This window comes from Ornithinimicrobium ciconiae, assembly GCF_007197575.1.
Taxonomy (GTDB): Bacteria; Actinomycetota; Actinomycetes; order Actinomycetales; family Dermatophilaceae; genus Ornithinicoccus; species Ornithinicoccus ciconiae.
Window position 1 is genome coordinate 1,596,975 of the sequence record NZ_CP041616.1, and the last position, 25,601, is coordinate 1,622,575.

Annotated in this window: 27 protein-coding genes and 1 pseudogene; 14 read left to right on the plus strand and 14 right to left on the minus strand. The window is 70.2% G+C overall.

Translation table 11 applies throughout. From position 1 onward, the window contains the following. Positions 1–5: 5 nt before the first annotated feature. Positions 6–974, minus strand: a complete 969-nt coding sequence (locus FNH13_RS07380; RefSeq protein WP_202878892.1) for an NAD(P)-dependent alcohol dehydrogenase — start codon at positions 972–974, stop codon at positions 6–8. A gap of 207 nt (positions 975–1,181) precedes the next feature. On the opposite strand from FNH13_RS07380, the gene FNH13_RS07385 reads away from it, so the two are divergent. The 3 genes from FNH13_RS07385 to FNH13_RS07395 are packed head-to-tail and all read left to right on the plus strand — an operon-like array spanning position 1,182 to position 3,369. Continuing rightward, positions 1,182–1,517: a PadR family transcriptional regulator gene (locus tag FNH13_RS07385; RefSeq protein ID WP_143782861.1), complete on the plus strand. Its 336-nt coding sequence runs from the start codon at positions 1,182–1,184 to the stop codon at positions 1,515–1,517. Positions 1,518–1,519: 2 nt separating this feature from the next. Further along, the gene (locus FNH13_RS07390; protein WP_143782862.1) at positions 1,520–2,479 is read left to right on the plus strand and encodes an HAAS signaling domain-containing protein; all 960 of its coding nucleotides are present in this window, start codon (positions 1,520–1,522) and stop codon (positions 2,477–2,479) included. 2 nt (positions 2,480–2,481) lie between these two features. Then, complete coding sequence (locus FNH13_RS07395; protein ID WP_143782863.1) at positions 2,482–3,369, plus strand: DMT family transporter; 888 nt, start codon at positions 2,482–2,484, stop codon at positions 3,367–3,369. Positions 3,370–3,373: 4 nt separating this feature from the next. Here the strand turns inward: FNH13_RS07395 and FNH13_RS19500 are convergent. Then, positions 3,374–4,192: pseudogene (locus FNH13_RS19500) on the minus strand (isocitrate lyase/PEP mutase family protein). 102 nt (positions 4,193–4,294) lie between these two features. On the opposite strand from FNH13_RS19500, the gene FNH13_RS07405 reads away from it, so the two are divergent. Next, positions 4,295–4,933: a hypothetical protein gene (locus FNH13_RS07405; RefSeq protein WP_143782864.1), complete on the plus strand. Its 639-nt coding sequence runs from the start codon at positions 4,295–4,297 to the stop codon at positions 4,931–4,933. A gap of 83 nt (positions 4,934–5,016) precedes the next feature. On the opposite strand, the gene FNH13_RS07410 is transcribed toward FNH13_RS07405, so the two are convergent. Next, positions 5,017–6,708, minus strand: a complete 1,692-nt coding sequence (locus FNH13_RS07410; RefSeq protein WP_143782865.1) for an LVIVD repeat-containing protein — start codon at positions 6,706–6,708, stop codon at positions 5,017–5,019. 301 nt (positions 6,709–7,009) lie between these two features. Here FNH13_RS07410 and FNH13_RS07415 point away from each other — a divergent pair, with 301 nt between their 5' ends. Continuing rightward, the gene (locus FNH13_RS07415; RefSeq protein WP_143782866.1) at positions 7,010–7,675 is read left to right on the plus strand and encodes a DUF305 domain-containing protein; all 666 of its coding nucleotides are present in this window, start codon (positions 7,010–7,012) and stop codon (positions 7,673–7,675) included. Positions 7,676–7,797: 122 nt separating this feature from the next. Next, positions 7,798–8,946 carry a M14 family zinc carboxypeptidase gene (locus FNH13_RS07420; protein WP_143782867.1) on the plus strand — a complete coding sequence of 383 codons (1,149 nt, stop codon included), beginning with the start codon at positions 7,798–7,800 and terminating at the stop codon, positions 8,944–8,946. 147 nt (positions 8,947–9,093) lie between these two features. Here FNH13_RS07420 and FNH13_RS07425 read toward each other — a convergent pair whose 3' ends face one another. Continuing rightward, on the minus strand, positions 9,094–10,014 hold the full coding sequence (locus FNH13_RS07425; protein ID WP_143782868.1) for a LysR substrate-binding domain-containing protein: 921 nt from the start codon (positions 10,012–10,014) through the stop codon (positions 9,094–9,096). Between the two features lie 77 nt (positions 10,015–10,091). Here FNH13_RS07425 and FNH13_RS19005 point away from each other — a divergent pair, with 77 nt between their 5' ends. After that, complete coding sequence (locus FNH13_RS19005) at positions 10,092–10,259, plus strand: hypothetical protein (RefSeq protein ID WP_165700049.1); 168 nt, start codon at positions 10,092–10,094, stop codon at positions 10,257–10,259. Between the two features lie 20 nt (positions 10,260–10,279). Here the strand turns inward: FNH13_RS19005 and FNH13_RS07430 are convergent, their stop codons facing one another. Genes FNH13_RS07430 through FNH13_RS07450 form a run of 5 tightly spaced genes read right to left on the minus strand, consistent with a single transcriptional unit; the run spans position 10,280 to position 15,263 of the window. Next, positions 10,280–11,551, minus strand: coding sequence for a type III PLP-dependent enzyme domain-containing protein (locus FNH13_RS07430; protein ID WP_143782869.1), 1,272 nt, complete (start codon positions 11,549–11,551; stop codon positions 10,280–10,282). Continuing rightward, positions 11,548–12,669, minus strand: coding sequence for a pyridoxal phosphate-dependent aminotransferase (locus FNH13_RS07435; protein WP_143782870.1), 1,122 nt, complete (start codon positions 12,667–12,669; stop codon positions 11,548–11,550). The genes FNH13_RS07430 and FNH13_RS07435 overlap by 4 nt, the downstream gene beginning before the upstream one ends. Then, positions 12,666–13,499 carry a 2,3,4,5-tetrahydropyridine-2,6-dicarboxylate N-succinyltransferase gene (locus tag FNH13_RS07440; protein ID WP_143782871.1) on the minus strand — a complete coding sequence of 278 codons (834 nt, stop codon included), beginning with the start codon at positions 13,497–13,499 and terminating at the stop codon, positions 12,666–12,668. Before FNH13_RS07440 ends, FNH13_RS07435 begins: the two co-directional genes overlap by 4 nt. Further along, the gene (gene dapA / locus FNH13_RS07445; RefSeq protein WP_143782872.1) at positions 13,496–14,506 is read right to left on the minus strand and encodes a 4-hydroxy-tetrahydrodipicolinate synthase; all 1,011 of its coding nucleotides are present in this window, start codon (positions 14,504–14,506) and stop codon (positions 13,496–13,498) included. The genes FNH13_RS07440 and dapA overlap by 4 nt, the downstream gene beginning before the upstream one ends. Positions 14,507–14,537: 31 nt before the next feature. Then, entirely contained in the window at positions 14,538–15,263 is a 726-nt protein-coding gene (locus FNH13_RS07450) for a 4-hydroxy-tetrahydrodipicolinate reductase (RefSeq protein ID WP_165700050.1), read from the minus strand. A gap of 300 nt (positions 15,264–15,563) precedes the next feature. On the opposite strand from FNH13_RS07450, the gene FNH13_RS07455 reads away from it, so the two are divergent. Next, the gene (locus FNH13_RS07455) at positions 15,564–17,006 is read left to right on the plus strand and encodes a GntP family permease (RefSeq protein ID WP_407669972.1); all 1,443 of its coding nucleotides are present in this window, start codon (positions 15,564–15,566) and stop codon (positions 17,004–17,006) included. Positions 17,007–17,068: 62 nt separating this feature from the next. Here the strand turns inward: FNH13_RS07455 and FNH13_RS07460 are convergent, their stop codons facing one another. Further along, positions 17,069–17,875, minus strand: a complete 807-nt coding sequence (locus tag FNH13_RS07460) for a UbiA family prenyltransferase (RefSeq protein WP_143782875.1) — start codon at positions 17,873–17,875, stop codon at positions 17,069–17,071. A gap of 98 nt (positions 17,876–17,973) precedes the next feature. Between FNH13_RS07460 and FNH13_RS07465 the strand changes: the two genes are divergently transcribed. From FNH13_RS07465 to FNH13_RS07480, 4 genes are all read left to right on the plus strand, one after another. After that, on the plus strand, positions 17,974–19,056 hold the full coding sequence (locus tag FNH13_RS07465; RefSeq protein ID WP_143782876.1) for a type III polyketide synthase: 1,083 nt from the start codon (positions 17,974–17,976) through the stop codon (positions 19,054–19,056). 5 nt (positions 19,057–19,061) lie between these two features. Further along, positions 19,062–19,583, plus strand: coding sequence for an isoprenylcysteine carboxyl methyltransferase family protein (locus tag FNH13_RS07470; protein ID WP_143785003.1), 522 nt, complete (start codon positions 19,062–19,064; stop codon positions 19,581–19,583). A gap of 1 nt (position 19,584) precedes the next feature. After that, positions 19,585–20,640 carry an NAD(P)/FAD-dependent oxidoreductase gene (locus tag FNH13_RS07475; protein WP_143782877.1) on the plus strand — a complete coding sequence of 352 codons (1,056 nt, stop codon included), beginning with the start codon at positions 19,585–19,587 and terminating at the stop codon, positions 20,638–20,640. 68 nt (positions 20,641–20,708) lie between these two features. Next, entirely contained in the window at positions 20,709–21,254 is a 546-nt protein-coding gene (locus FNH13_RS07480; RefSeq protein ID WP_165700051.1) for an NADPH-dependent FMN reductase, read from the plus strand. A gap of 78 nt (positions 21,255–21,332) precedes the next feature. On the opposite strand, the gene FNH13_RS07485 is transcribed toward FNH13_RS07480, so the two are convergent. Next, on the minus strand, positions 21,333–21,827 hold the full coding sequence (locus FNH13_RS07485) for a nucleoside deaminase (RefSeq protein WP_143782879.1): 495 nt from the start codon (positions 21,825–21,827) through the stop codon (positions 21,333–21,335). A gap of 48 nt (positions 21,828–21,875) precedes the next feature. Between FNH13_RS07485 and FNH13_RS07490 the strand changes: the two genes are divergently transcribed. Beyond that, on the plus strand, positions 21,876–22,547 hold the full coding sequence (locus FNH13_RS07490) for an alpha/beta fold hydrolase (RefSeq protein WP_143782880.1): 672 nt from the start codon (positions 21,876–21,878) through the stop codon (positions 22,545–22,547). Positions 22,548–22,695: 148 nt separating this feature from the next. Here FNH13_RS07490 and FNH13_RS07495 read toward each other — a convergent pair whose 3' ends face one another. Further along, the gene (locus tag FNH13_RS07495) at positions 22,696–23,460 is read right to left on the minus strand and encodes a DUF998 domain-containing protein (protein ID WP_202878896.1); all 765 of its coding nucleotides are present in this window, start codon (positions 23,458–23,460) and stop codon (positions 22,696–22,698) included. After that, a complete protein-coding gene (locus FNH13_RS07500) occupies positions 23,457–24,086 on the minus strand; it encodes an NADPH-dependent F420 reductase (RefSeq protein WP_143782881.1) in 630 nt (209 codons plus the stop codon). The genes FNH13_RS07495 and FNH13_RS07500 overlap by 4 nt, the downstream gene beginning before the upstream one ends. Before the next feature lie 159 nt (positions 24,087–24,245). On the opposite strand from FNH13_RS07500, the gene FNH13_RS07505 reads away from it, so the two are divergent. Then, positions 24,246–24,842: a TetR/AcrR family transcriptional regulator gene (locus FNH13_RS07505; protein ID WP_143782882.1), complete on the plus strand. Its 597-nt coding sequence runs from the start codon at positions 24,246–24,248 to the stop codon at positions 24,840–24,842. Between the two features lie 47 nt (positions 24,843–24,889). Here FNH13_RS07505 and FNH13_RS07510 read toward each other — a convergent pair whose 3' ends face one another. Continuing rightward, complete coding sequence (locus tag FNH13_RS07510) at positions 24,890–25,456, minus strand: nucleosidase (protein WP_228266642.1); 567 nt, start codon at positions 25,454–25,456, stop codon at positions 24,890–24,892. Positions 25,457–25,601: the final 145 nt, after the last annotated feature.

The following is a 25,601-nucleotide window of genomic DNA, read 5'->3' on the forward strand; positions in this document are numbered from 1 at the left end:
ACCTCTCAGTCCCGCACGGTGATCACCACGTTGCCGATCTTCTGCCCGGACTCGACGTAGCGGTGGGCCGCGACGATGTCCTCCAGCGGATAGGCGCGGTCGATGAGCGGGCGGTAGGTCCGCGCCGCCAGGTGGTCGCGGATCTCCTCCACGACCGACTGGTTGTGCTCAGGGAAGGGGAAGACCACGCGCTGGCGCCCGCGGCGCACCGTCCCCAGGAGCGAGAGCGGCAGGTTCTGCCAACCGGGGCCCAGCTCGGAGGAGACATAGACGCCGTCCGGACGCAGGATCCGCCGGCACCGACCGAAGGTGCTCTTGCCGACGGCGTCGATGACCGCGTCGAACTGGTGCGGCAGGGCGGTGAAGTCCTCACGGGTGTAGTCCACGATGTGAACAACACCCAGGGAGCGCACCGTCTCCGCATGCTCGCCGGCACAGACGGCGGTCACGCTGCACCCGAGGGCGGCGAGCTGCTGCACCGCGGCCGAGCCGATGCCGCCGGTGGCGCCGTTGACCAGGACATCGTCCCCGGCGCGGATCCCCGCCCGGCGGATCGCGGAGCGGGCGTAGTGAAAGCCTTCCGTCGACGCGGCGGCCTCCTGCTGGCTCACCCCGGCGGGGACAGCGGCGAGGGAGGAGGTCTGCTGCACCACGGCATACTCCGCATGTGCCCCGAAGCGGCCCTCGCAGTAGCCGAAGACCCGCTCTCCGACCGCGAACCGGTCCACGTCTGCTCCGGTGGCAACCACCTCGCCGGCGAACTCGGTCCCCAGGATGGTGCGCTTGGGCCGTCGCAGGCCGGTCAGGGCGCGCATGAAGAACGGGCGGGCGGCGCGGTAGGCACAGTCGGTGCGGTTGACGGTGGTGGCGTCCACCCGGATCAGCAGCTCGCCGGCGCCGGGGTGGGGGACCGGCACCTCGGTGACCGAGACGACCTCGGGCGGCCCGTAGTTGGTGTTCACGGCTGCGCGCACGACTCGACTCTACTCAGGGACGCGTGTTTTGCGTCACATCGGGAGGCGGTCCCATGACCTTGGGAATTCGACCTTCCCTCTTCCTGCACGGGCGTCAAAAGGCGCGGTCGAAAGGGCAAGGTCACCGGGGGCGTTGGCAGCGAGCGCAGAGTCGGACAGTGACGTGTGATTGACAATAGTGTGTGACACACAGTAATGTCTCGGGGCATGGACACAGAGGAGATGCTGGCGACGCACAGCCAGGAGCTGCGCCGGGGCACCGTCGTGCTTGCGGCGCTCGCCTGCCTGGGGGAGCCCCGCTACGGCTACGCCCTGCTGGAGCACCTCGCGGACGCGGGCATCGAGGTGGAGGGCAACACCCTCTATCCGCTGCTGCGCCGACTGGAGAAGCAGGGGCTGCTCACCAGCGAGTGGAACACCGATGAGAGTCGGCCCCGCAAGTTCTATGTCCTCACCCAGGACGGCCGCACCGTCCTCACCGCGCTCTCTGCCGAGTGGCGCGACCTCAACCTCGCGCTGCAGACGCTGACCACCAGGGGATGACCATGAGTTCACTGACCGACCGTTATGTCCACGCCGTGACCGCAGAGCTGCCCGAGCCGCAGCGGGTCGACATCGCCGCCGAGCTGCGGGGCACCATCGAGGACACCGTCGCGGCTGCCCCCGCGGGCACCGACCCCGCCGTGGCTGAGCGGGAGGCCCTGCTGGCACTGGGACATCCGACCGCGCTCGCGGACAACTACCGCGGAGAGGGGCGCTCGCTGATCGGGCAGCGGCTCTATCCCGCGTGGGTGCGCACCCTGAAGGCACTGTTGCTGTGGGTGCCGGCCATGGTCGGCGGGATCACCCTCGTCATCGGGCTCCTGGATGGCGACCCGCCCGGCGATGTCGTCGGCAGCATGGTTAGCGGCGTGCTGTGGTCCGCGGTCATGGTGACCTTCTGGGTCACCGTCGGCTTCGCGATCGCCGAGCGCACCGGCGCCGAGAACCAGACCCTCGAGATCCTCGGCACGCACGGCCAGTGGGACCCGGCTGAGCTGCCCGAGCCGCAGAAGCGTCAGGTGTCCTGGGGCGACGGCATCCTGTCGGTCGTCCTCAACGCCTTCATCCTCACCCTCCTGCTGCTGCCCGGACGTCTCGGTGGATCGGTGGACGACGTCGCGTGGGGGCAGATCTTCACCGACACGGCATACGGCCTGCGCTGGGTGCTCGCCGCCGGCATGGTCGCCAGCCTGCTGGCCTCCGTCTTCGTCCTGGCCCGCGGCCGCTGGACCTGGCCCACCGCGATCACCAACCTCATCGGCACGGTGCTCTTTGTGGGTCCACTGGTGTGGCTCGCCGCCCGCAACACCCTCTATGCCTGGGACACCCTGCCGCTGGAGTGGGTCGGCGACGGCGACCTGCAGGTCAACGAGGGGGCGACCCTGACGGTCACCATCGTCGGGCTCCTGGCGATCGCCCTCTGGGAGACGGTCGACTCCTTCCGCAAGGCCGCCCGGCCCTGACCATGACCGCTCCTGCTGCGCCCGAACCGGTCGCACTCACCGGGCGCGACTGGGGCATGTTGGTGGCGGTCGCCCTGATGTGGGCCTCGTCCTATCTGTTCATCAAGATCGGGCTGGAGGACTTCCCGCCCGCGACGATCGCCTGGCTGCGGATCGCTCTGGGTGCGCTGGCGCTGACCCTGGTCCCTGCCGCCCGGGCGCCGCTGCGACACCGCGAGGACTGGAGGCTGACCGCGATCCTCGGGGTCGTCTGGATGGCGGTGCCGTTCGTGCTCTTCACGCTGGCTCAGCAACACATTGCCTCGGCACTGGCCGGCATGATCAACGGCGCCGCGCCACTGTTCACGGCTGCCGTCGCGGCGGTGTGGTGGCGCCGCTCGCCCGACCGGCGGCTGCTGATCGGCCTGGCCGTCGGGTTCGTGGGGGTGGTGGCCCTCGGGGTGCCCAACGTGGACGGGTCGGCGAGCCTGACCGGGATCCTGATGGTCCTTGCGGCGACCCTGCTGTACGCCATTGCGTTCAACATCTCCGGGCACCTGCAGGCGCGCAATGGGGCACTCGCGGTGATCTGGCGGGCGCAGCTCGTCGCCCTCGTCGTCGTCGCGCCGTTCGGTGTGCCCGGCCTGCTCGACTCCACTCCGACGGTGGGCGGCTGGGCGGCGATGATCGCCCTGGGCGCGCTCGGCACCGGCCTGGCGTTCGTCATGTTCGTGACGCTGGTCGGACGGATCGGTGCCTCCCGCGCCTCGATCACCAACTATCTGATCCCCGTGGTCGCCCTGGCACTCGGAGCCGGCCTCGTCGGTGAGCGGGTCGCCCCGCTGTCGATGCTCGGGATCGTGCTGGCGCTGGCCGGTGCGTATGTCGCGAACTCGCGCAGGCGGACCTGACCGATCAGTCGTGCTCTCGGAGCAACCCGTCGACGTCGGGTAGGTCCGCAAACCCCGTGAACGTGCCCGCCTCGGCGATCTCGCGGGCGACGCCGAGCCACCCGCCCCAGGCCGCACGGGCCAGCGTGCCGCCGACGCTGATCCTCCGCACCCCGAGGGCGGCCGCCTCCGCCACGGTGATGAAGGGGGCGTTGATGAGCAGGTTCACCGGCTTGGGTGCGACCGCCTCGACCACGGCGGTGATCTCCTCGGGCGTGGTGATCCGCGGTGCATACAGACAGTCCGCTCCTGCCTCGGCGAAGGCCTGCAGCCGGCGGACCGTCTCGTCCAGGTCGGGTCGGCCCACGACGAAGCCCTCGCTCCGGGCGGTGAGCAGGACGCCGGTCCCGCTGTCGTCGATCGCCTGACGGGCGGCGGCCACCCGATCCACGGCCAGCGCAAAGTCACACAACGGCGGCTCGGGGTTCTAGCTGGAGTCCTCGACGGAGAGTCCCGCGACACCGGTGCCGCAGGCCAGGGTCACATGGGCGTGCACATCACTCGGGTCCACCGCGTAGGCGCCCTCGAAGTCGGCGTTGACCGGCACGCTCACCGCGGCAACCAGATCACGCAGGTGGGCCAGGGCCCGCTCCAGCGCCAACCCGTTGTCGGGGCGGCCCGCAGCCCATGCGGCCCCCGCGCTGGTCGACGCCAGGGCCGGGAATCCCAGCCGCTGCAGCATGACTGCGCTGCCCGCGTCCCAGGGGTTGGGCATGACGAACGTCCCGGACTCATGGAGCCGGTGGAACTGCGCGATACGTGTCGCTCCGAGGTCCTCAGACATGGGTGCCTCCGCTCGGGTGGGCGTACTCTTCACTGTCAGGTTAGGGCCTCGTCCCACCACCGGGGAGACTGCTCCCAGCACCCGCGCCGACAGGAGCCTCACATGATCAACCGGACTGCCGTGAGAGGTGGCGGTGTGGCGGCCGCCGGACTGCTCCTTGCCCCCGCCCTGGTGCTTCTCGCCCCGGCTGCTGCGATGGCCTGCTCGTGTGCCGTGGCCGACACCGAGACGCTGGTGGGCTATGTCGACACGATCGCCGTGGGGGAGCTCGCCACCATCGAGGCGCCGCCGACGCGTGCGGATGGGGCAGTTGACACCGCTGACCAGGTGACCTACACCGTCACCCTGCAGACCGTCCTCAAGGGTGAGCCCGATAACCCGCTGGTCTTCCGGTCGGCCTCCCACGGGGCCTCCTGTGGACTGGAGGATATGGCGGTCGGCCGGGACTATGTCTTCTTTGTCCGCGATGGTGAGTCAGGTCTGTGTGACGGCACGTCCCGGGCCACACCCACGCTGATCGCCGAGGTGGAGGCGGTGACCGGTCCAGGCCAGGAGCCGATGGCACGAGCCGCTGACCCCGCGACCGGGTCCGACACCGCGCCGGGCTCAGTGGACCAGGCGCCAGCGGCCGAGTTGGAGTCAGGCCTGCCGACCGCACTCCCGTGGATCGCCCTCACCGCCGGCGTGGTCACCGTGGGCCTCGGCTGGTTGCTCTGGACCCGACGCTCCCGCAACGACTGAGACTGCACAGCGAGCGAGCCGGCACAGCAAGCGGCCACGCCGCACCGAGGTGCGACGTGGCCGCTATGAGGTCCTGCGTCAGATCAGCCGATCGTGCCGAGCAGGTCCTTCAGGGCCTGCGTCACGGCGGCGTCTGCTGTTCCGGCCTTGCGGATGGCGTTGTTCAGCTGCGACTTGATGGCCTGCGGGTTGGCCTTGCCCTTGTCCTGGAGCTTCTGGGCAGTGTCGAGGTGACCGCGGACCTGCGCGATCGCGGCAGCGCTCAGGCTGCCCGAACGCTCGGCCTGGTCGACATACGAGTTCGCGACGGCATAGCTCGGCGCGTGGACGTAGCTGACCTGGCCCTGGGGGTTCATCGCCCCCCAGGACACCTCACTGGCTGCTTCGATCTCGTTGTCCGACAACACGGCACCAGGAGTCAGCGCCATGCTGTCGAACCCGCGAGCGATCTCGCTGCCGAAGATGTTGCCGTTGTACCAGTAAGCGGACCAGAAGCCACCGAGGACGAGGTTGGTGGCGCTGAGCGGGCCACGGTCGAAGAACGCGAGCTCCTGCGGGTTCGCGCTGTCCGTGAAGTCGAAGACTGTTACGCCGCCCTGGTACCAGGCCTGGACCATGATGTCGCGACCCGGAACGGGAATGAGCGAGCCGTTGTGGGCGACACAGTTCTCCTGCGCGGTCTGCGGTGCCGGGAGCTTGTAGTAACTGGCCAGCTGCATCTTGCCGTCGACGATGTCGAAGATGGCGTTGGCGCCCCACGTCTCACGGTCGGTGTCGCGGCAGCGCGCACCGGAGCCGCCACCCCACTCGTCCGTGAAGATGACCTTGGTGCCGTCGTTGTTGAACGTGGCCGAGTGCCAGTAGGCGAAGTTGGCGTCCATGACCTCATCGATGCGCTGCGGGTCCGACGGGTCGCTGATGTCGATCAGGAGACCGTTGCCCTCACAGGCGCCAGCCGCAAGACCGATCTCCGGGTAGGCCGTGATGTCGTGGCAGGCGTCGGTGGCCGAGGTGCTCTGCGTGCCGTCGCCGTGGTTGCCGCCGGCCCACAGGCCGTGCTGGTTGCCCGTCTCGTGATTCTTCATGAGGCGCGCCTCACGCACGACCTCCGCATCGGTCGGGTGAGCGACCGGGACCTTGATGACCTCGACCATGAAGCGCGAGGTCAGGATCGGGTTGCCGTCGGCGTCCATGAAGGAGTCGGGGTTGTTGTTGGAGGGGGTGTTCGTGCACCCGGCGAGCTCCGTCGCCGAGCGGACGCCCGCCGTGCCGTTGTTGTAGAGGTAGACGTGCGACGCGTCGCTGGGGTCGGTGACGAGCGTGTGGGTGTGCGACCCACGGCAGGTCTGGACCCCACCGAGGTGCACCGGATTGCTGAGATCGCTGATGTCAAACATCCGGATGCCGCGGAAGCGCTCCGCAGGTGTCGGGTTGGAGGTCCCGCAGTCGATGCGGCCCCGGCTCTCCTCGACCGACATGAAGAGAAGGTCGCCGTGGACTGAGAGGTCACCCTGGCCACCGGGGCAGATGAAGGACCCGGTGAGCTGCGGGGAGGAGGCGTCAGACACGTCGTAGACCTGGAAGCCGTTGTAGCTGCCGACGATGACGTGGTCGTCAATGAAGGCCATGTCGGAGTTGTAGGGGGCTGAGCTGTTGGGTGCACCCTGGAAGGCTCCTGCCTTCTGGACGTGCTCCAGGAGCTCGATGCTGGACGCTGCCTGGCCCGGGTCGTCCCAGCCTGGGGCCAGTCCGATGCGTGGGTCAGTGTCACCCATCGCATTCGAGGGCAAGAGGGTGATGCTGATCGCTGCTGCCCCAAGGACCGCGGCGAGTCGCCGGGACGTTTTTGGGCGGGGTAAGGTTCGGGATTTCATGTCTCGGGTGACCTCTCCATCGCGCTGGCGCGGCAGTCTCAACTGGCTGCGGGGATCGCAGGGCGTCGACCATCGCCTGAGTGGTTCAAAGGGCCACAATTCCCCGATCGGCCCTCCTAATAGCGAGAAAGGTAGCGCACGTCACACCCCTCGCACTAGTGTTTCGCCATAAAACTTTCACCAATTTTGTGAGGATCCCCACGTGCGTCTGCCTGCCCTGATTGCCGTCTCCCTTGTCCTGCTCCTCAGTGCCTGCACCGGCGAGGAGACCGGTGCCGAGCGCGTCGCATCCACTGCTCCGGTGGTCCAGCTGGGAGCCCCGGGCGCCGAGAACCGCACGCTCGACGCAGCTGAGGCTGAGGCGCTGGATCTCACCGTGGAGCACACGGCGGCCGACGTCGACTTCGTGCGCCACATGCTCGGGCACCACGAGCAGGCGATCATCATGACCGACCTCGTCGAGGAGCGCACCGATGACGAGTCGGTCCATCTGCTTGCCGAGCGGATGGCCGTCAGCCAGGAGGACGAGATGGATCAGATGCAGGCCTGGCTGCGGGACCGCGGGGAGCCGGTCTTCGACCTCGAGTCAGGGGGCGGCCACGCGAATCATGGGCAGGGTGACCTGATGCCCGGCATGCTCACGGACGCGCAGCTCGCTGAACTGGAGGCCGCGACCGGTGACGAGTTCTCCCGGCTGTTCCTCGAGTACATGATCATGCACCACGAGGGAGCCATCACGATGGTCGAGGACCTCTGGGCCGCCGAGGGTGGCCAGGAGGTGCAGATCGGCGATCTGGCCCGGCACGTGGAGTCCGACCAGCGCATCGAGATCACCCGGATGCGCGGGATGCTCGAAGAGATGGGCTGAGGTCGGCCGACGACACGGCATACATCGCGCGTGAAAATCCCTGCCTGACAGGGCACCACACTTTAGGCTCGGCCTCACTCGGGGGAGGCAGATCACACCATCAAAGACGATGCGGAGAAACCATGCCCCACCCGTATAGCAGCATCAGTCGCCGCAACCTGCTCGCCGGCGGACTGGCGCTGGCGACACTCGCGGCGGTCCAGCCCGCCCTGGCCGATGGCTCCTTCCCGGAGCCGGGGCCGTTTCCGCCACGCGATGCACTGCTGACCTACGCCGACATGATCAAGGCGCTGGAAAAGATCGAGCGCACCTCGAAGGGCGCGGTCCAGGTCACCACCCTGCGCGAGCTGGGCATCAGCCCCGGTGTCTCCGAGGCGGGGCGCGACCTCTATGTCGCCACGGTCGGCACCGGCGACACCCACGTCTGGCTCCAGGGCCGGATCCACGGGAACGAGCCCTATGGCACCGACACCATGCTGGACGTCCTGAAGTCGGTCGGGTCCAACGGAAACCCCACCTTCCGCCGCATCCGCGACGAGCTGACGCTGCACGTCATCCCCATGTACAACCCGGACGGAAGCGAGCTCTACATCCGGCACACCGTCCTCCAGGACGGATCCGGGAGGCGGATCGACCTGAACCGCGACTGGGCGCCAAATGCTTTCCAGGCCAAGGAGTCGATCGCCTGGTACACCTACTGGAACCAGGTCAAGCCCGACTACGGCCTCGACATCCACCACCAGGGTCTGAAGTATGCCGACGACGGCGAGCCGATCACCATGTCCCTCGGCATCTCGCTGGCTCCCAGCGGGCCGACCCTGCCGGGCGTCAAGGGCGGACTGTATGACGTGCAGACGCGGCAGATGCAGGGCCAGGTCTACTCCGCGCTCCAGGGCTACGGTTTCGTCAACATCGACCGCTACAGCGTCGGCGGCGGCGGCAACTTCTACGAGATTGACATCCGAGGCGGTGTGGCCTCGGCGGTCATGATCGGCCTGAACTGGCAGGACATGAACCCGACCGGTCACTCCCACCCGATGGTCTTCTTCGAGACCTACGGCGGCAGCATCGGACAGAAGTCGCGTGGCAAGGCGATCGAGCAGAATGTGCGCGGCACCGTCGCCCTGCTGGAGGGCCTGGCCACGGGCAGCACCTGGGGCACCGACCCACTGATCTGGCACGACCAGATCCCGCACGTGCCCTTCGTCGGCTACCAGACAGACGGCGGGCTGGTCACGCCATGGCCCGCGCAGGGTCCGGTCACGCCCTGACCCTGAACACGTGCGGTCGGCACTGAGGTGACGGGCCGAGCTGCACGTGTTGGGCACGGGTGGCTGAGTCACAGGATGACTCAGCCACCCGTCTCCGTCAGGCACCGCCTGGGGACAGCCCGGCGGCGCGCGGGGTGAACGGTGTCCTCAGTCCCGGCGACGGGTGCCGGGCGCCTCCGTGTGGGCCCGGTCGAGCACGTGCTGGTGGAACAGCCGCGCGGCGGGCAGCATCTGGCGCTCGTCGGACCAGGCCAGGCCAATTTCGCGGACAGCGAGCCGGTCCGTGAGGGGGAGGTAGCGGACCCGGGCAGGGGATGCGCCGGCCCCGGAGGCCGACGGTGGCGGAAGGATGGAGACGCCGAGTCCGGCAGCGACGAAAGCCCGCGCGGTGGTGAGGTCCTCGCACGCGAACGCCAACTGCGGCGTGAAGCCCGCACGGGCAGCCAGCTCGTCGGTCCGCTCGCGCAGCGCCGAGCCCGGCCAGAACAGCACAAACGGCTCGTCCGCGGCCTCGATCAGGTCGAGCGGCTCGTCACGGTCGTCCAGGCGGTGCCCTGCAGGCACGGCCAGGGACAGCGGCTCCGTGACCAGCCGTGCCCAGCGGTGCGACCCGGGGCGGGGCCGCACGGTGGACAGTTCCAGATCGATGCCGCTGCGGGGTCCGATGGTGGTGGTTGCCGCCTCCTCCTGCGGGCGCAGCAGGAAACGCACCTCTGGGTGGTCGACGCGAAAGCTGCTCACCAGATCCGGCACGAGCCAGGTGCCAAGCGAGGAGTGGAAGGCCAGCGTGACCGTGCCGGTCTCGGGGTCGACCAGCTGATGAACGGCGGCCAGCCCGTCATCGAGTTCGTGCAGCAGCCTGTCCACGTGACGCTTGAAGGCCGCCCCGGCATGCGTCATGCGAAGGGTGCGTCCGGAGCGGTGCAGGAGGGGAGTGCCGACCTCCCGATCCAGTCGCGCCAGCGCCCGGGACACCCCCGGCTGGGTGGTGCCCTCCACCTCGCCCAACTCGGTCACGGTGATGCCGTCGGCCACCTGCTGGAACCAGCGGAGGTCTCTCGTATCCATAACACATAACCATAACGCATATGTTTGATGCGTTGCGCTCATTGGACGTATGAGTCGAGGTCAGAGACACTTGAGCCATGACAAAACTACGCAACATCCAGACCATCGATGCCAGCACCCCCGCGCGCGCTGAGCGTCGCCCGGCCCGGCAGAACCACGCGTCCCCCGCCGCCGACAGCATGGCGATGAAGGTGCGCTACCTCGAGGCGCGCGCTGAGTCTTTGCGGCTGAGCTTCGGCGGCTGACCCCGGCATCGAGCGCCGGATCAGGCGGATGAACCGTCCAGCCACAACTGCTCGGGCACTGGATGACTCAGGAAGTTCGTCATCGCCTGGGTGAAGCCATAGGCCCCTGCCTGACCGAACATCAGCAGGTCACCGGGCTCCAGCGGGCCGAGCTCGGCGGTGCCGATCCGGTCCAGCGAGGTGCACAGCGGCCCCGCCAGGGTGTATGCCGTGAGTTCCCCGGCCGCCCCATCCTCGCTTCCGCTGTCGGTCACCGTCAGCCCGCGCCGGTCCGGGACTGACCGCACCGGGAAGGACTGGCCGGTCATCAGCGGCCGCAACAGATGGTTGATGCCGCCCTGCAGGATCGCGAAGGTGGTGCCGCGGCTCCGCTTCACCCGGACCACACGGGTGAGGTAGACACCGGTCGGACCGGACAGCCAGCGCCCCGGCTCGAGCACGACCTCGCCGGTGAACCACGCGTTGGCAGCGAGCAGCTCGGCGAGCCCAGCGCCCAGGGCGCGGATGTCCAGCTCGGGGGAGTCGTCGGCATACGGGATGCCCAGACCGCCCCCGAGATCGATCAGGTCGAGGTCATGGCCCAGGAGGGACTGCAGGCGCTCGCCGATGCCCAGTGCGGTGCGGTGGTTGGCCAGCAGGGCAGCCGCGTCGAGCTCGTTGCTCGCCGAGAAGACCTGCAGGCCACTCAACCGCACGGTGGGGTACTCGGCACAGGCGCCGACGAACTGCGGCAGCTCCTCCTCGTCCACCCCGAAGGCTGACGGGCCGGACCCGCCGATGATCGAGGCGGTCTCGCTCACACCCTCGAGAGGGTGGACCCGCACGTTGATGGCCAGCGGCTCCGGGCCGTGGTGCCAGGCAGCCAGTCGCTGCACGTCCTCGATGCCATCGACCTGGATCCGGGCGCCCGCAGCGAGGGCGGCCCGCAGGTCTGCCTCGGACTTGGCAGGCCCGGCAAAGACCATCCGGCCGGGCACGGCGCTGGGCCCGGCGGGATGAGCTCCGACCGCGTGACGGGCGGTGCCGACGGCCGCGACCTCGCCCGCCGAGGCGCAGTCAAACCACGCGCCCCAGCGGGCCAGCTCGGCCAGCAGCGGCGGGCCGGGGTTGGACTTCACGGCATAGGCCAGGTTCACCCGTCGCGGCAACGCGGCCCGCAGGTCCAGGAAACGCTCCCGGGCCAGGTCGATGCGGTAGGCGAAGCACGGGGTGTCCACACTGTCTGCGGCCAGCAGTGCGGCCGCGTCGGACAGCGCGAACAGCCGCCCATCGGTGGTGGTCGCAGTGCTCACGGCTCCTCCCAGAAGGGCGCCATCCGCGCCAATCCCTGGCCCAGCAATCTCGGGTCGCCGCCACAGGAGACCCGCACAAAACCCTCGCCACGGGAGCCGAAGGCCGTGCCCGGCACGACGATCACCCGACCCTCGTCACGCACCCGTCGGCAGAACCCGAGGGTGTCACCGATCGCCCACTGCGGCACCGGGATCCACGCATAGAACCCGCCGGCCGGGGTGGCCACCGGGCGCACGGCGGCCGGGCCTGTCTGTGCGATGGACCAGCGCTGGATCAGCTCACGCCGGGTCTGTCGGAGCACCTCCGCCGAGTTGCGCAGCAGCGCGGTCGCCGCCAGCTGGCTCGGTCGGGCGGCACTGGTGGTCATGGCGTTGTGCACCAGCCGGGCGGGCGCCAGCACGGTCGGGTCTCCGACGACCCAGCCGACGCGCAGGCCGGGCGCTGCCCAGCCCTTGCTCACTGATGAGACCACGACGCCGGTGCTCGTGACGTCGCGCAGCGAGGCTGGCCGGGCGCCGAGGTGGACGTCACGGTAGACCTCGTCCGAGACCAGCAGGGCACCTGCCGCCCGGCAGGCTGCGGCGACCGCTGCCAGCGCGGGCAGTGACGCACCCCCACCGGTCGGGTTGCCGGGGTGGTTGATCACCGCCAGGGCCACGTCGCCCTGGAGGGTGCTCAGGAAGGTCTGGGTGTCGAGGTTGCCGTGCTGACCCAGGGCGTAGGGGACCGGGATGCCACCAGCGAGCCGGGCCAGCGTGGCGTAGGCCGGGAAGCCCGGGTCGGGCACCAGCACCAGCTGGCCAGGAGAGACGTGTGCCAGGAATAGCGCGGTCAGCGCCGCCTGGCTGCCCGCGGTGACCATCACCTGATCAGCCGCGTCGTCGTCCAGCAGGTGGTAGTCACCGATCGCCGAGACCAGCTCGGGCACACCGCCGTTGGGACCATATCCGAGCGGCTCGTCACGTGCCGCGCACTGCGCCAGGGCGGCCCGGGCGGGCTCGGGAAGCGCCCAGCCGGGGACACCGAGGCCGAGGTCGATCGACTCCGGCGGGGCGCCGACGGACATCGCCCGGATCAGGCTCGGTGACAGGGAGGTGACACGGGTTGCCGTGCTCATCGCAGGGCCTCCTCGAGGACGGTCGAGGCGTCGGTGGAGCCGTCGCGATACTTCACGATCACGGGGGCATACAGCGAGATCCCCAGCGACGCGGCATAGTCCCCGCGGGCGGGACGCGCGCCGGGCACGACGACCGCACCGGCCGGGACCTCACCGCGCACCTCGCGGCCGTTGACCAGGTCGAAGATCACGGTGCGCGAGGTCAGCGTCACCCCGGGGGCCAGCACCGCACGCTCGCGCACGACGACACCCTCGTAGAGGCCGCACTGTGCGCCGATGAAGACGTCATCCTCGACGACCACCGGGGTGGCGCCGATGGGCTCGAGGACCCCGCCGAGCTGCACGGCGGTGGACAGGTGCACGCGCTCACCGACCTGGGCGCAGGAGCCGACCAGGACGTGGCTGTCGACCATCGAGCCTGTGCCGACCCAGGCGCCGGTGTTGAGATAGCTGGGCGGCATCACCACGGTGCCCGCGGCAAGCCCGGCACCACGGCGCACCGAGGTGCCACCCGGCACGAGGCGTATGCCGTCAACCGGCTCGATCTGTCGCGGCGGGACCAGCGACTTGTCGACGGCGCCGCCCGGCCAGCCGGGCACGGCGACGGTCTCGCTGAGTGCGAAGGCCGCCAGGATGCCGGACTTCACCCAGGCGTTGGCGTGCCAGGTGCCGTCGGTGCTCCGCTCTGCCGCGCGGACCGTGCCGGACTCCAGCGCGTCGAGGAACTCCCCGATGCGCTCCGGCGCAGTGGGGTCCTCCCGCAGCTCGGCGACGGGCCGCGTGACGTACTCGCGCAGCGCAGTGTTGGGGGCGAGGGTGTTGGCGGTCATGAGGCCACCGCTTCCCTGACGACCGGACGTGCGGTGGTGCGGGAATCCACTCCACCGAGCGCGTGGTGTGGCGTCAGGGCGAGCGCGGACAGCGCCGACTGGATCCGTGCCCAGGTGTCGGGGGCGGCCGGCACGAGCGGCAGGCGGACCATGCCGGTGGCCAGGCCGAGGCAGGCGAGCGCGGCCTTGAGCGGCACCGGGTTGGTTTCGGCAAACAGGGCCGCCATCAGCGGCGCCAGCTCGGCGTTGAACTCGCGGGCCCGGACGAGGTCCCCGACCATCGCCGCGCGGACCAGCTCTGCCGTCTCGGCGGGGGCGACATTGCCGCACACCGAGACCAGGCCGGTTGCGCCGACCGCGATCGCGGGCAGCGCCAGGTCGTCGTCGCCCGCGAGGACGGTCTTGCCTGCCGGGGCCTCCTGACAGATCCGCACCATCTGGCGCAGGTCACCGGAGGACTCCTTGACCGCCACGACCTCCGGGATCGCCCACAGCTCGCGCAGCGTCTCGGGGGTCAGGTTCGAGCCCGTGCGCCCCGGCACGTTGTAGGCAATGATCGGCACACCGGGCAGCTCCTCGGTGATCGCCCGGAAGTGGGCGACGATCCCGGCGGGCTGTGGCTTGTTGTAGTAGGGGCTGACCACGAGCAGTCCGTCCGCACCGCCGGCGACGGCGGCGCGGGACAGTTCGACGGCATACTCCGTGTTGTTGTGCCCGGTGCCCACCACGATCGGGACGCCCGGTGCCGCCTCGCGCGCAGTGGCGATCAGGTCCGCGCGCTCGGACTCGTCCACGGTCGCGGCCTCCCCGGTGGACCCCAGGACCACCAGGAAGTCAGCGCCGCCGGCGACGACGTGCTGGACCAGGGTCCGGTAGGCCGCGAGGTCCACGGCCGGTCGCTTGCGGGAGGAACCTCCGCCGCTGGCCGGCTTGGCCGCCCCCTCCGTCCCTGTGGTGAACGGGGTGGCCAGTGCCACGCCGAGGCCGGTGAACTGTGCACCGCTCATGGTTCCTCCTTCTGTGTGGGTGTGGGTGTGTTTATCGGTGTGGGTGAGATCGGAACAGGGGATCGAGGACCTCGGCAGCGAGGTCGTCGAAGGTGAAGCTGCCGCGACGTCCGTGGATCCACCGGATCGCGGTGAGGGCACCGAGGGCGAAGACCTCCCGGCTGTGCGCCTCGTGCGTGAGCGTGATCGACTCGGCGGCACTGGTCAGGTGCACGTCATGGCGCCCGACGACCTCCCCGAGGCGCAGGCTGGCGGTCTGCACGCTCTCCGCCTCGCGCCCCGCTCCCGCGGCGAGGGTGTCGCGCAGCAGTAGCGCGGTGCCGCTGGGGGCATCGACCTTGCGGGTGTGGTGGATCTCGCTGACGGCGAGGTCGGCGCCGGTGCGGGCGGCATAGCCGCCGAGGGCGAGGCTGATCCGGCGCATCAGCGCGACGGTGAGGGAGAAGTTCGGGGCGGTCAGTATGCCGATCGCTGGGCTCTCCCCGCCGCTCCCCAGGGCGTCGCTCGCGTCGAACTCGTGGGTGGTCCAGCCGGTCGTGCCGATGACCAGGTCGGTGCCATTGCGGTGTGCCCAACGGATGCGGTCGGCCACGGCGTCGGCGTGGCTGACCTCGACGGCGACGTCGACGGGGGAGAGGTCCTGAGGCGCTTCCTGCCCGACCAGCCAGGCGACGTGAAGGTCGTCGGTCTGCTCGGCGGCAGCGGCGATCGCGGAGCCCAGGCGGCCCCGTCCGAAGATCCCGATCTGCAGCGGCATGGATCGAGTATGGAGGAGATTCCCGGCGGCACAGATCATAAAACCGCAGGTCAGAGAGGGTGTCCGGTGGGGTGGCGTCGCGACCGGAAAATATCCGGCGAACGCGACGGTCCGCCCGGCTCGCTGCGTCGGCCGGCGCAAAACACGCAGTGTGAGACAGGTCTCATCGTGCTTCTCAGGACGTCACCATCCCCAGAGACCTGGTGTGACGAATCCGACCGGTGGTTGTTGAACTCGCCACTGCCGTGTGGCTGCCCCTAGGGTGATAAAACGCCCACCGGTGGTGGCTGTAGCGAGGAGATCGTCATGGAGGCAATGGAGCCGGTCCACAGCGCAGGGATCCTGCTGATCATCGCAGCGGTCGCGGTGGTGCTGCTGCTGTTCTTGATCATGAAGGTCAAGCTCCATGCGTTCGTCGCGCTGGTGCTGGTGAGCGTGCTGACGGCCGTGGCGGCGGGGATCCCGCTGACGAGCGTGCCCGACGCACTCATGGGCGGCTTCAGCAGCACCCTCGGCTCGGTCGCGCTCCTGGTGGCCTTCGGCGTCATGCTCGGCAGGCTGCTGGAGTACACGGGCGGTGCTCAGGTGCTCGCCGACACCCTGATCAACAGATTCGGTGAGAAGCGGGCACCCCTCGCGCTCGGAGTCGCCGCGCTGATCTTTGGCTTTCCGATCTTCTTCGACGCCGGTCTGGTGGTCTTCCTGCCGATCATCTTCACCGTCGCCCGGCGCTTCGGAGGATCGATCCTGACCTACGGCCTGCCCACGGCTGGTGCCTTCGCCGCGATGCACGCCGTCGTGCCCCCGCACCCCGGGCCGGTGGCTGCAGCGGACCTGATGGATGGCAGCATCGGGCTCACCCTGATCATCGGCATACCCGTGGCTGTCGTGGGCTGGTTCAGCGGCGCCTATCTTGTCGGCACGGCGCTGGGTCGGCGCTTCAACGTCTCGATCCCTGACATCGCCTTCGGCAAGCAGAACGAGGGCCTCGGCGTGGAGGCCGGGCCCGGTGGCGAGACTGGTGCGGGGGAGGGAGGCGACACCCGGGTCGCGGTGCGAGCGCCCTCCTTCGCACAGGTGCTCCTGCTGCTCCTGCTGCCCTTTGTCCTGATCGCGCTGAACACCGGCATCGGAACCCTGAGGACCTCGGGCGCCATCTCCGACGACGCAGTCTGGGCCGACGTCCTGCAGCTGATCGGGCAGACCCCCATCGCGCTGTTGATCACCGTCCTGGTCGCGCTGTTCACGCTGGCCCCGAACCGGTTCAGCATCGCCTCGGCCAGCAACCTGTTTGATGATGCGCTCGGCTCGATCGCCGCCATCATCCTCATCACCGGCGCCGGTGGCATGTTCGGCGGTGTGTTGCGAGCCAGCGGCATCGGCAAGGCCCTGACCGAAGAGCTCGGCTCCCTCGGGCTCCCGCTGCTGGCGCAGGCCTTCCTGATCGCCACCGCGCTGCGGGTGGCGCAGGGCTCGGCCACGGTGGCGATCACCACCACGGCCGGACTGATCGCGCCCCAGGTCGCGGCCGAAGGCCTCGGCGACGCCCGGATTGCGCTGCTGGTCTTTGCGGTGGCAGCCGGATCGACCGTGCTCTCGCACGTGAATGACTCGGGGTTCTGGCTGGTCAGCCGGTTCTTTGGGATGGACGTGCGCACGACGTTGAAGACCTGGACCGTCCTGGAGACCACGCTCGGGCTGAGCATCTTCGCCCTCGCCGCGATCCTGTGGCCGATCTTCTAACGTCCGGCAGCGATCTTCTCAGGTCCGGCAGCGGTCTGCCCGGCTCGTTGTCCGCATCGGGTTCAGCCGCGCAGTGACAGCGAGACCACGTTGAGTAGCGCGATGCCGATCGCCGCCAGGAAGGGGGCCTTGCCCCGAGCTGCCCACGCCACGACGGCCAGCAGCCCCGCAGCGACCACGGATGCCCAACCCCACACAGACGTCCCGCCCTCCGGAGCGAGCGCGAGCAGGACAGTCCCCGCCAGCAGCAGCAGGGGGGCCACCACGCGTGATGCGCGGCCGCCGATGCGGTGTGGGAAGCCGCGTATGCCGGCGCGCACGTCGTCCCCCAGGTCCGGCAGGACGTTGAGCAGGTGTGCGCCCACGCCCAGCAGGGCACCCACCGCGACCGCCCACCACGGCACCGCCCGGCCGACCGAGAGCCAGACGAAGGCGGGCAGGGTGCCGAACGCCACGGCATAGGGCACCCAGGACCAGGCGGTGGCCTTGAGGCCGGCGTTGTAGGCCAGGCCCGAGCCGACCACCAGCCCCACGTGGAGCACCAGCCCGGTCCAGCTGTTGGTGGCCCAGGACAGCAGCACGGTCAGGGACAGGGCCACGACGAGGGCGAGACGGACACTGCGCGGTGAGATCTCACCGCGCGCGATCGGCTTGTCCGTCCGGCCCGCGGCCCGGTCCCGCGCGCTGTCGACCAGGTCGTTGTGCCAGCCGATGACGAGCTGCCCGCAGAGCACAGCCGCCACGAGCACCGCGACCTGGCTCGGGCTGCCTGCGCCGAGGGCGAGCAGCAGCGCGAGCACGGTGACCGCCACGGTGGGCAGCGGATGGCACGCCAGCACCAGGCCGCGCGCCGTGCCGATGGTGCTCACGCCACCGAGCCTAGGGTCCGACGGGCCCGCCGGCCGGGCGGCGCGTGCCCTGCGCTGTGACGGCGCACGCGAGGCCTGCAGTCCGTAGGCTCGCGGACATGTCTGTGATCGCGGCCGTGCGGGGAGTCCTCCCCGACCACCGCTATGCCCAGGAGGACCTGACCGCGGCGTTGGCGGACCTGGTCGGGATGCCGCCTGAGCACCGCACGCTGCTGCAGCAGGTGCACCGGAACGCTGGGGTCCAGCACCGGCACCTGGTGCTGCCGATCGAGGACTACACCGAGGCGACGTCCGACTTCGGTCGCTCCAACGGCATCTTCGTCCAGGCCGCGACCGATCTGGGCGCCCGTGCCGTGCAGGAGGCCCTCGACGCCGCCGGGCTGACCCCACAGGATGTCGACCTGCTGGTCTCCACCACCATCACCGGCCTGGCCGTGCCCTCCCTCGACGCCCGGCTGATGGCCCGGCTGCCGCTACGCGCGGACCTGAGACGCATCCCGATCGTCGGGCTGGGCTGCGTCGGCGGCGCGGCAGGGATAGGCCGGGTGCACGAGTGGCTGGCCGGCCACCCGGACGGCGTTGCGGTCCTGCTCGCCGTGGAGCTGTGCAGCCTGACCCTGCAGCGCGACGACACGTCCACCGCCAACCTCGTGGCCAGCGGTCTCTTCGGCGACGGCGCCGCGGCGGTCGTGCTGGTGGGCGACCGGGCGGCCCAGCGGCTGGCCCCGCACGGGGTCCAGGTGGTCGCCAGCCGGAGTCGCCTCTATCCCGGCACCGAGCGGGCGATGGGCTGGGACGTCGGTGCCACCGGTCTGCGCATCGTGCTCGGCGCGGAGGTGCCCGACCTGGTCCGCACCCAGGTGAGGGGCGACGTGGACGGGTTCCTGTCGGCATACGGTCTGGACCGCGCGCGGGTCGGCTGGTGGGTCGCCCACCCCGGTGGGCCCAAGGTGCTGGACGCGATGGCCGAGGCGCTGGAGGTGCCAGCCGAGGCCCTCGGCGTGACCTGGCGGTCGCTGGCCCGGATCGGCAACCTGTCCTCGGCCTCCGTGCTGCACGTGCTCGCCGACACGCTGCGGGACGCGCCCCCGGAGCCAGGCAGTCCCGGCGTGCTGCTGGCGATGGGCCCCGGGTTCTGCCTGGAGACCGTGCTGCTGACCGCGCCGGGGGAGGCCCGGTGACGTCGCTGACCTGGTATGCCGTGCTGCTGGGCCTGGTCGTCCTCGAACGTCTCGCAGAGCTGGTCCTGTCGAAGCGGCACGCCGCCTGGGCGCTCGCCCGGGGCGGGGTCGAGTTCGGACGCGGCCACTATCCGCCCATGGTCGCCCTGCACTCGGCGCTGCTGGTGGCGTGCCTGGCCGAGGCGTGGCTGCTGGACCGGGAGTTCCTGCCATGGCTGGGCTGGCCGATGCTCGCCGTGGTCGTGCTGGCCCAGGCCCTGCGGTGGTGGTGCATCGCGACGCTGGGTCGGCAGTGGAACACGCGGGTCATCGTCGTGCCCGGGCTGGCGCTGGTCCGCCGCGGCCCCTACCGGTGGCTGCGCCACCCGAACTATGTGGCAGTCGTGGCCGAGGGCATCGCACTGCCCCTGGTGCACACCTCCTGGCTGACCGCGGTGGCGTTCACGGCGCTCAACGCGTGGCTGCTGACCGTGCGCATCCGCACCGAGGACGCTGCGCTCGACACCGTCGCCCAGGCCAGGGGTTGACGTGACGCCCGACCTGGTCGTCATCGGCGGCGGACCGGTCGGCCTGGCGACCGCGCTGCTCGCCGCGCGGGCCGGCCTGGTGCCCGTCGTGCTCGAGCCGCGCACCACCCCGCTCGACAAGGCCTGCGGCGAGGGCCTGATGCCCGGCGCCGTCGGCGCGCTGACGGCGCTCGGCGTGGACGTCGGAGGGCATCCCTTCGCTGGCATCCGGTATGTCGACGGGCAGCGGTCCGTCGAGGCCCGGTTCCGCGGTGGCTCGGGACGCGGGGTGAGACGCACCGAGCTGCACACCGCGCTGGCGGAGGCTGTCGGGCGGGCGGGCATTGCGATCCTGCCCTCGGCCATGACCGGGCTGTCCCAGGACGAGTCGGGGGTCGATGTCGAGGTCGGGGGACCGCGCGGCAGTGCGCCCAGGGTGGTCCGCGCCCGCTTCGTGGTGGCCGCCGACGGGCTGCACTCGCCGACGCGCCGGCTGCTCGACCTCGAGGTGGAGCGACGCGGGGTCCGCCGTTACGGACTGCGACGGCACTTCCGCATCGCGCCGTGGACCGACCTGGTCGAGGTGCACTGGTCGCCGACCAGCGAGGCCTACGTCACCCCGGTCGGCGAGGGGGAGGTGGGGGTGGCGCTGCTCGGCACCCGCCGTGGGAGCTGGCAGGAGCGGCTGGCAGACTTCCCCGCCCTGGCAGGGCGGCTGGCGTGCGTCGAGCCGGCGAGCGAGGTGATGGGTGCCGGGCCGCTGCGACAACGGGTCCGCTCGCGCCGGGCCGGGCGGGTCCTGTTGGTGGGCGACGCCGGCGGCTACGTGGACGCACTCACCGGTGAAGGCCTGGCGGTCGGTCTGGCCCAGGCGCGGGAGGCCGTTGCGGCCCTGGGGAAGGGACGCCCGCAGGACTATCCTCGGGCCGCCGCGCGGGTGAGCCGACGCAGCGGTGCGCTGACGGCGGGGCTGCTGGCAGCCACCCGCACCTCCCCTGGGCGTCGGGTGGTCCTGGGGGCAGCCCACCGGCAGCCGTGGCTGTTCCAGCGTGCGGTCGACCTGCTGGCCCACGACTGAGGCGTGTGACGCCGCCCACTCTGGGGCCGGACCGGAACATGCTTGACCCGACATCTATTGAAGGATGCATGACTTCATTTACGATCGGCATCATCGTCAGCTCGTCGCGTCCGACCCGGATCGGCCCCAAGGTCGCCCAGTGGATCAGCGAGCTGGCGCCCTATGGCAACGAGGTCGACATCATCGACCTGGCCGAGGTTGACCTGCCCTTCCTGGCCGAGCCCGAGCTCCCTTCCGCCGGCAACTACACCCAGCCCACCACCGTCGCCTGGTCCGAGCGCGTGCGTCAGTATGACGGACTCATCGTGGCCCTGCCCGAGTACAACGCCGGTTACCCGGCGGTCGTGAAGAACGCGATCGACACCCTCCACGCCGAGTGGAACGGTCTGCCGATCGGGGTCGTCGGCTATGGCTGGGGTGCCGCCGCCGGGTCCGTCAAGCAGTTCGGTGAGGTGCTCGACCGCGTCCAGGCCGTGCGCCTCGACGGCCCGGGCCTGAAGTTCGGTGAGGACCTCACCCCCGAGGGAGAGATCCTGCAGGCTGCTCCTGAGGACGCCGTGCGCGGTCTGTTCGACCAGATCAACGCCGCGGCTCGCGAAACGGCTGCCGCCTGACTCGCGATCCCGACATACCCCTGCCGATGAGGTGGTGGCGCCTGGTGCGTCACCACCTCATCTGTGTCGGGGCCTAGCTCAACCGGTCGGTGCGATCCCGTGCCGCCGGGCCTGCAGCAGGCGGACTGCCTCGCTGAGCTCCGGGTCGGGCCCGGCCACCTCGATCCCCGGAGCGACGTCGTTCACCGGCAGTGGCAGAACAGGTCCCGCAGGGATGCCCCACTCCTGCCGCCAGGTCCGCAACTGGTCGCTGCTCGCGGCAAAGACGATCCGCCCCAGCCCGACCCAGGCGTGCGCCGCGGAGCACATCGGACAGTGCTCCCCGGAGGTATAGACCGTCGCCTGCGCACGCTCCTCGGGGGAGAGGTGGTCGGCCGCCCACCGCGCGATCTCGAACTCGGGATGACGGGTGCGGTCGCCGCCGGCGACACGGTTGCGGTCGGCATACCTCTCCTGGCCGTGGGCGTCGACCAGCACCGAGCCGAACGGCTCGTCGCCGGCCTCCAGCGCCTCCTGGGCCAGGTCGAGGCAACGGCGCAGGTGAACCCGGTCCTGGTCAGTGAGTTCGGTCATGGCTCCAGCCAATCATGTCCGCGACGCACGACGGCATACGCTCGTGGCGTGAACACACCGAAGGACCCGACCCCCCTCGTCCTGCTGCACGGACTCGGCCAGGCGCCGATGGCGTGGGAGGACGTGGTGGTGCCGCTCTATGGGAGTCGGCGACTGTTGACCCCGTGGGTGCCGGGACTGAAGCCGACCGAGAAGCAGGCGGTGCCGGTGGCCGATGCTGCCGCCAAGCTCGACACCGACCTGATGCTCGAGGGGATGCAGGCGGTTGACCTGTGCGGGCTGTCCTACGGGGCCGTGGTCGCCACCCGCCTGGCGGCGGACTTCCCGGAACGCGTGCGACGGCTGGTGCTCATCGCCGGCATGGTGCGCCCGCCGCGGGCCCTGATGAAGCTGCAGCTGCAGATGCTCAAGATGATGCCGGCCTCGCGCCTGGCCGACTCGAGCGTCTCCAAGGAGCGGTTGCTGCGGACCCTGGACATCGTGCGCGAGGTGGACCTGACCGACGCGCTGCCCAGGATCACGGCGCCGACCCTGGTGCTGGTGGGGGAGAAGGACAAGGCCAACAAGCCGGCCGCTCAGGCGCTCGCCTCAGGCATCTCCGGTGCGCAGCTGCGGGAGGTCCCCGGTGCCGGTCACCAGGTGAATGTTGACCAGCCCAGGGTGCTCGTGGAGATCCTGCGAGAGTTCCTGGACGACGGCCCGGGCACCGCCGAGGCCTGAGCGGAGCAGTCGCTGAGAAGCTGACTGCGTCCCCAGCAGGCTGCTGGCGGCCATGCTGAGCAGGGACGAGACGATCGTCAGCCCTCCCCAGAGGAACGCCAGGACGGCCGCCGCCGTGACCACGCCGGGGCGGGTGGCGCTCGCGGTCTCAGTCGGTGAGGTCGTCATGACGGCCTCCTGTGGTGGGCTGGACCGCGCGGTCCTGTCGGAGGATCCCAGCGGCGAGCACGGCGAGCATCGCGGCGCCGGTGACGGCGACCAGGCGCTCGAACAGGCCGGTGTAGCCCGCCTCCTGGGTCAGCACGGTGGCCACCGTGAAGACGATGGTCAGGGCGCCGACCCAGCGCATCGGGGCCGTCCACCGCTGCCAGGCATCGATGCGCCGCATCGCTGAGGCCAGGAAGAAGAAGGCGAGCACAAGCACCAGCAGGCCGATCGAGCTGATGATGTTGTCGAGCTTCCCGCCGGTGGTGGACAGCTGCCCGACGGGCGTGCAGCCCGGGTCGGCGATCCGGCAGGCCAGCCGCTCAACGGGGGAGAGCAGGTCTCCGAGTCCGACGATGGACAGGGCCAGCAGGACCGATCCGGTCAGGGCCCGCCACCCGGCGGCCCGCAGGGACGGCCATACCGAGCGCAGTGCGAAGCCGATCGTGGCGGCGCCGCACAGTGACAGGAGCACCACCAGGAAGAGTCCGCCTGGTGCGGTGTCGGCATACATGTCGCTGATGCTGTGGGCGAGGGGGCTGTAGCCCGGTCCCTGCCACGAGGCGGCGATCAGGAAGCCGGCGACGAAGGCCACCTGCGCGGCCAGGCCGGCCCACGCCCATCGCCGGACGCTGGCGCGCCCGGCGGGCAGGGTGACTGCCGGGTCGACGCCTGCACGGGTGAGGCCTGGGGCGGCGGAGGTCATCATGACGCCTTCGCGAGTTCGTTGACGCCGAGGGAGACGTCGAAGCTTCCGGAGGAACGGGCCAGACCCATCGTCAACAGGCCCGCGCCCTCGACCCAGTGCGCCATGCTCAGGTCACCGGTGTCGCGGGGGCGCAGTCCGAGGCTCTCGACCAGCGCCGACACGCTCGCCTTGGCGCTCGCGTCGTCGCCGGCCAGGAAGACATCCACCGGACGGCCGCTGCCCAGGACATGGCTGAAGAGGGTGTTGAACCCCTTGACGACGTGGGCGTCCGCCGGCGCGGCCTCGGCCACCTGCTGGGCGACTGACGTGGTGTGCGGCACCGCCAGTCCGGTGCCGGTGGCGTTGAACGGGTTGGTGATGTCGACGATGGTCTTGCCCGCGAGGGACTCGCCGAACTCGGTGACGACCGGGACGATGCTCTGGTAGAGCAGGGCCGCGATGACGATGTCCCCGGCCGGGGCGGCGCCCCACGTGCCCGGCGTCGCGCGGTCTCCCATGGCCTGCGCCAGGGCCTTAGCCTTGGCCTGATCGCGGCCCATGATCTCGACATCGGTGCCACCGTTGACCGCAAGCGTGTCGATGGTGCGGGCCATGTTGCCCGTGCCGATGATGGTGATGGTGCTCATGACGTGCTCTCCTCTGATCGGTGCGGCCGAGGGATTTCAGCCGGTGGTGCTGATCCGGAGGGACGCAGACTCGCTATCGACACCGAATCGTTTACCTAACGTACGCCTGCCGGTGGTCGTCGCGCAAGGCCTAGGTAAACCGAGTTGTATACTCAAGGCATGACCGAGTTGGAGAAGGGCCCCCTGGGCCAACGTCGCGGCAGGGGTGCGCGCGAGCGCATCCTCAGCGCCTCGGAGCAGCTGTTCCGTGAGCAGGGCATCCACCGCACCGGCATGGACCAGCTCGGTGCGGTGGCTCAGGTGTCCAAGCGCACGATCTATCAGCACTTCCGTGGCAAGGACGAGATCGTCGCCGAGCACCTGCGAAGGTTTGACCCCGACCTCATCCCCGGCGTGTTTGACTGCGACGACCTCACGCCCCGCGAGCGACTCCTGGCGGCCTTCGACATGCCTGCGAACCTGCCCCTGTGCCCCTTCCTGGCCGCGGCCGTCGAGCTCCACGACCCCGAGCACCCCGCCTCCCAGACTGCCCGTGAGCACAAGATCGCCATCGCCGAGAGATTCACCGAGACCGCTCGGGAGGCCGGCGCCACCGATCCCGAGCAGCTCGGCGAACAGCTGGCGCTTCTCATGGACGGTGCCTCGGTGCGCACCCGCGTCCTCAGTCAGGACTCGTTCCCCACCGCCAAGGCCATCGCCGCGACCCTCGTCGATCACGCCATCCCCGAGACCCCGAAGGGCAGCGAGGTTCGCTGAGCCCACCGGGCCACAGGCTCAGGGCGTCGCGACCAGGTCGGCCAGGCTCAGCTCTGTGCGACCAGGTCTGCCAGGTAGGCGCCGAGGACCTGTGCGCTCGCATCGACCAGGTCTGGCCAGTCCATCGCGTCGGCGTCGGCGCTGTCCGAGACGTGCTTGATCAGGTGCACCGGGACGCCCAGAGCATCGCAGGCGTATGCCACGGCATAGCCCTCCATGTCGACCAGGTCAGCGCGCTCGGCCAACTGGTCGCGCACCAGCGGATCGGCAACGAAGGTGTCCCCCGAGGCCAGGACCGAGTCGTCGGTGGCCAATCCGCCGTCTCCCACCGCCAGCTCCTCGCGCGGGTCGTAGTCGAAGGCGCGTAGTGCCGCGGCGCTGATGTCGTGGTTGATCACCCGGCCTGGCACGAACAGCCCCTCGCGCTCGGGTCGCAGCGCACCGGCCGTGCCGATGTTGAGGACCATCAGGTCGTCCCGCTCGATCTCCATGAGCGCCCGGGTCACCGCCGTGGCCGCCGCGGTCTTCCCGACTCCGGTGATCACGAGAGGGAGCCCTTCCGGGACATAGGCAGCCTCCGCGCGGGTGGCGCTGACGATGAGATAACGGGTCACGGCAGGGACTCTACGGCGGGATGCGCGGACCCTCGGTGGCTGGCAGCGTCCCACGGTCGACGCTGCGCGGGCCAGCACCACACCGGCCTCGGGGGAGAGGTGGCTCATCGGCATACGGCATCAATGTCGTGGCGGGAGCGGGGTG

Coding starts and splice junctions, on each gene's coding strand:
- FNH13_RS07385 (WP_143782861.1), top strand. CDS start 1,182: ATGGACACAGAGGAGATGCTGGCGACGCACAGCCAGGAGCTGCGCCGG.
- FNH13_RS07390 (WP_143782862.1), top strand. CDS start 1,520: ATGAGTTCACTGACCGACCGTTATGTCCACGCCGTGACCGCAGAGCTG.
- FNH13_RS07395 (WP_143782863.1), top strand. CDS start 2,482: ATGACCGCTCCTGCTGCGCCCGAACCGGTCGCACTCACCGGGCGCGAC.
- FNH13_RS07405 (WP_143782864.1), top strand. CDS start 4,295: ATGATCAACCGGACTGCCGTGAGAGGTGGCGGTGTGGCGGCCGCCGGA.
- FNH13_RS07410 (WP_143782865.1), bottom strand. CDS start 6,708: ATGGGTGACACTGACCCACGCATCGGACTGGCCCCAGGCTGGGACGAC.
- FNH13_RS07420 (WP_143782867.1), top strand. CDS start 7,798: ATGCCCCACCCGTATAGCAGCATCAGTCGCCGCAACCTGCTCGCCGGC.
- FNH13_RS07425 (WP_143782868.1), bottom strand. CDS start 10,014: ATGGATACGAGAGACCTCCGCTGGTTCCAGCAGGTGGCCGACGGCATC.
- FNH13_RS19005 (WP_165700049.1), top strand. CDS start 10,092: ATGACAAAACTACGCAACATCCAGACCATCGATGCCAGCACCCCCGCG.
- FNH13_RS07435 (WP_143782870.1), bottom strand. CDS start 12,669: ATGAGCACGGCAACCCGTGTCACCTCCCTGTCACCGAGCCTGATCCGG.
- FNH13_RS07440 (WP_143782871.1), bottom strand. CDS start 13,499: ATGACCGCCAACACCCTCGCCCCCAACACTGCGCTGCGCGAGTACGTC.
- dapA (WP_143782872.1), bottom strand. CDS start 14,506: ATGAGCGGTGCACAGTTCACCGGCCTCGGCGTGGCACTGGCCACCCCG.
- FNH13_RS07450 (WP_165700050.1), bottom strand. CDS start 15,263: ATGCCGCTGCAGATCGGGATCTTCGGACGGGGCCGCCTGGGCTCCGCG.
- FNH13_RS07465 (WP_143782876.1), top strand. CDS start 17,974: ATGTCTGTGATCGCGGCCGTGCGGGGAGTCCTCCCCGACCACCGCTAT.
- FNH13_RS07480 (WP_165700051.1), top strand. CDS start 20,709: ATGACTTCATTTACGATCGGCATCATCGTCAGCTCGTCGCGTCCGACC.
- FNH13_RS07485 (WP_143782879.1), bottom strand. CDS start 21,827: ATGACCGAACTCACTGACCAGGACCGGGTTCACCTGCGCCGTTGCCTC.
- FNH13_RS07495 (WP_202878896.1), bottom strand. CDS start 23,460: ATGATGACCTCCGCCGCCCCAGGCCTCACCCGTGCAGGCGTCGACCCG.
- FNH13_RS07500 (WP_143782881.1), bottom strand. CDS start 24,086: ATGAGCACCATCACCATCATCGGCACGGGCAACATGGCCCGCACCATC.
- FNH13_RS07505 (WP_143782882.1), top strand. CDS start 24,246: ATGACCGAGTTGGAGAAGGGCCCCCTGGGCCAACGTCGCGGCAGGGGT.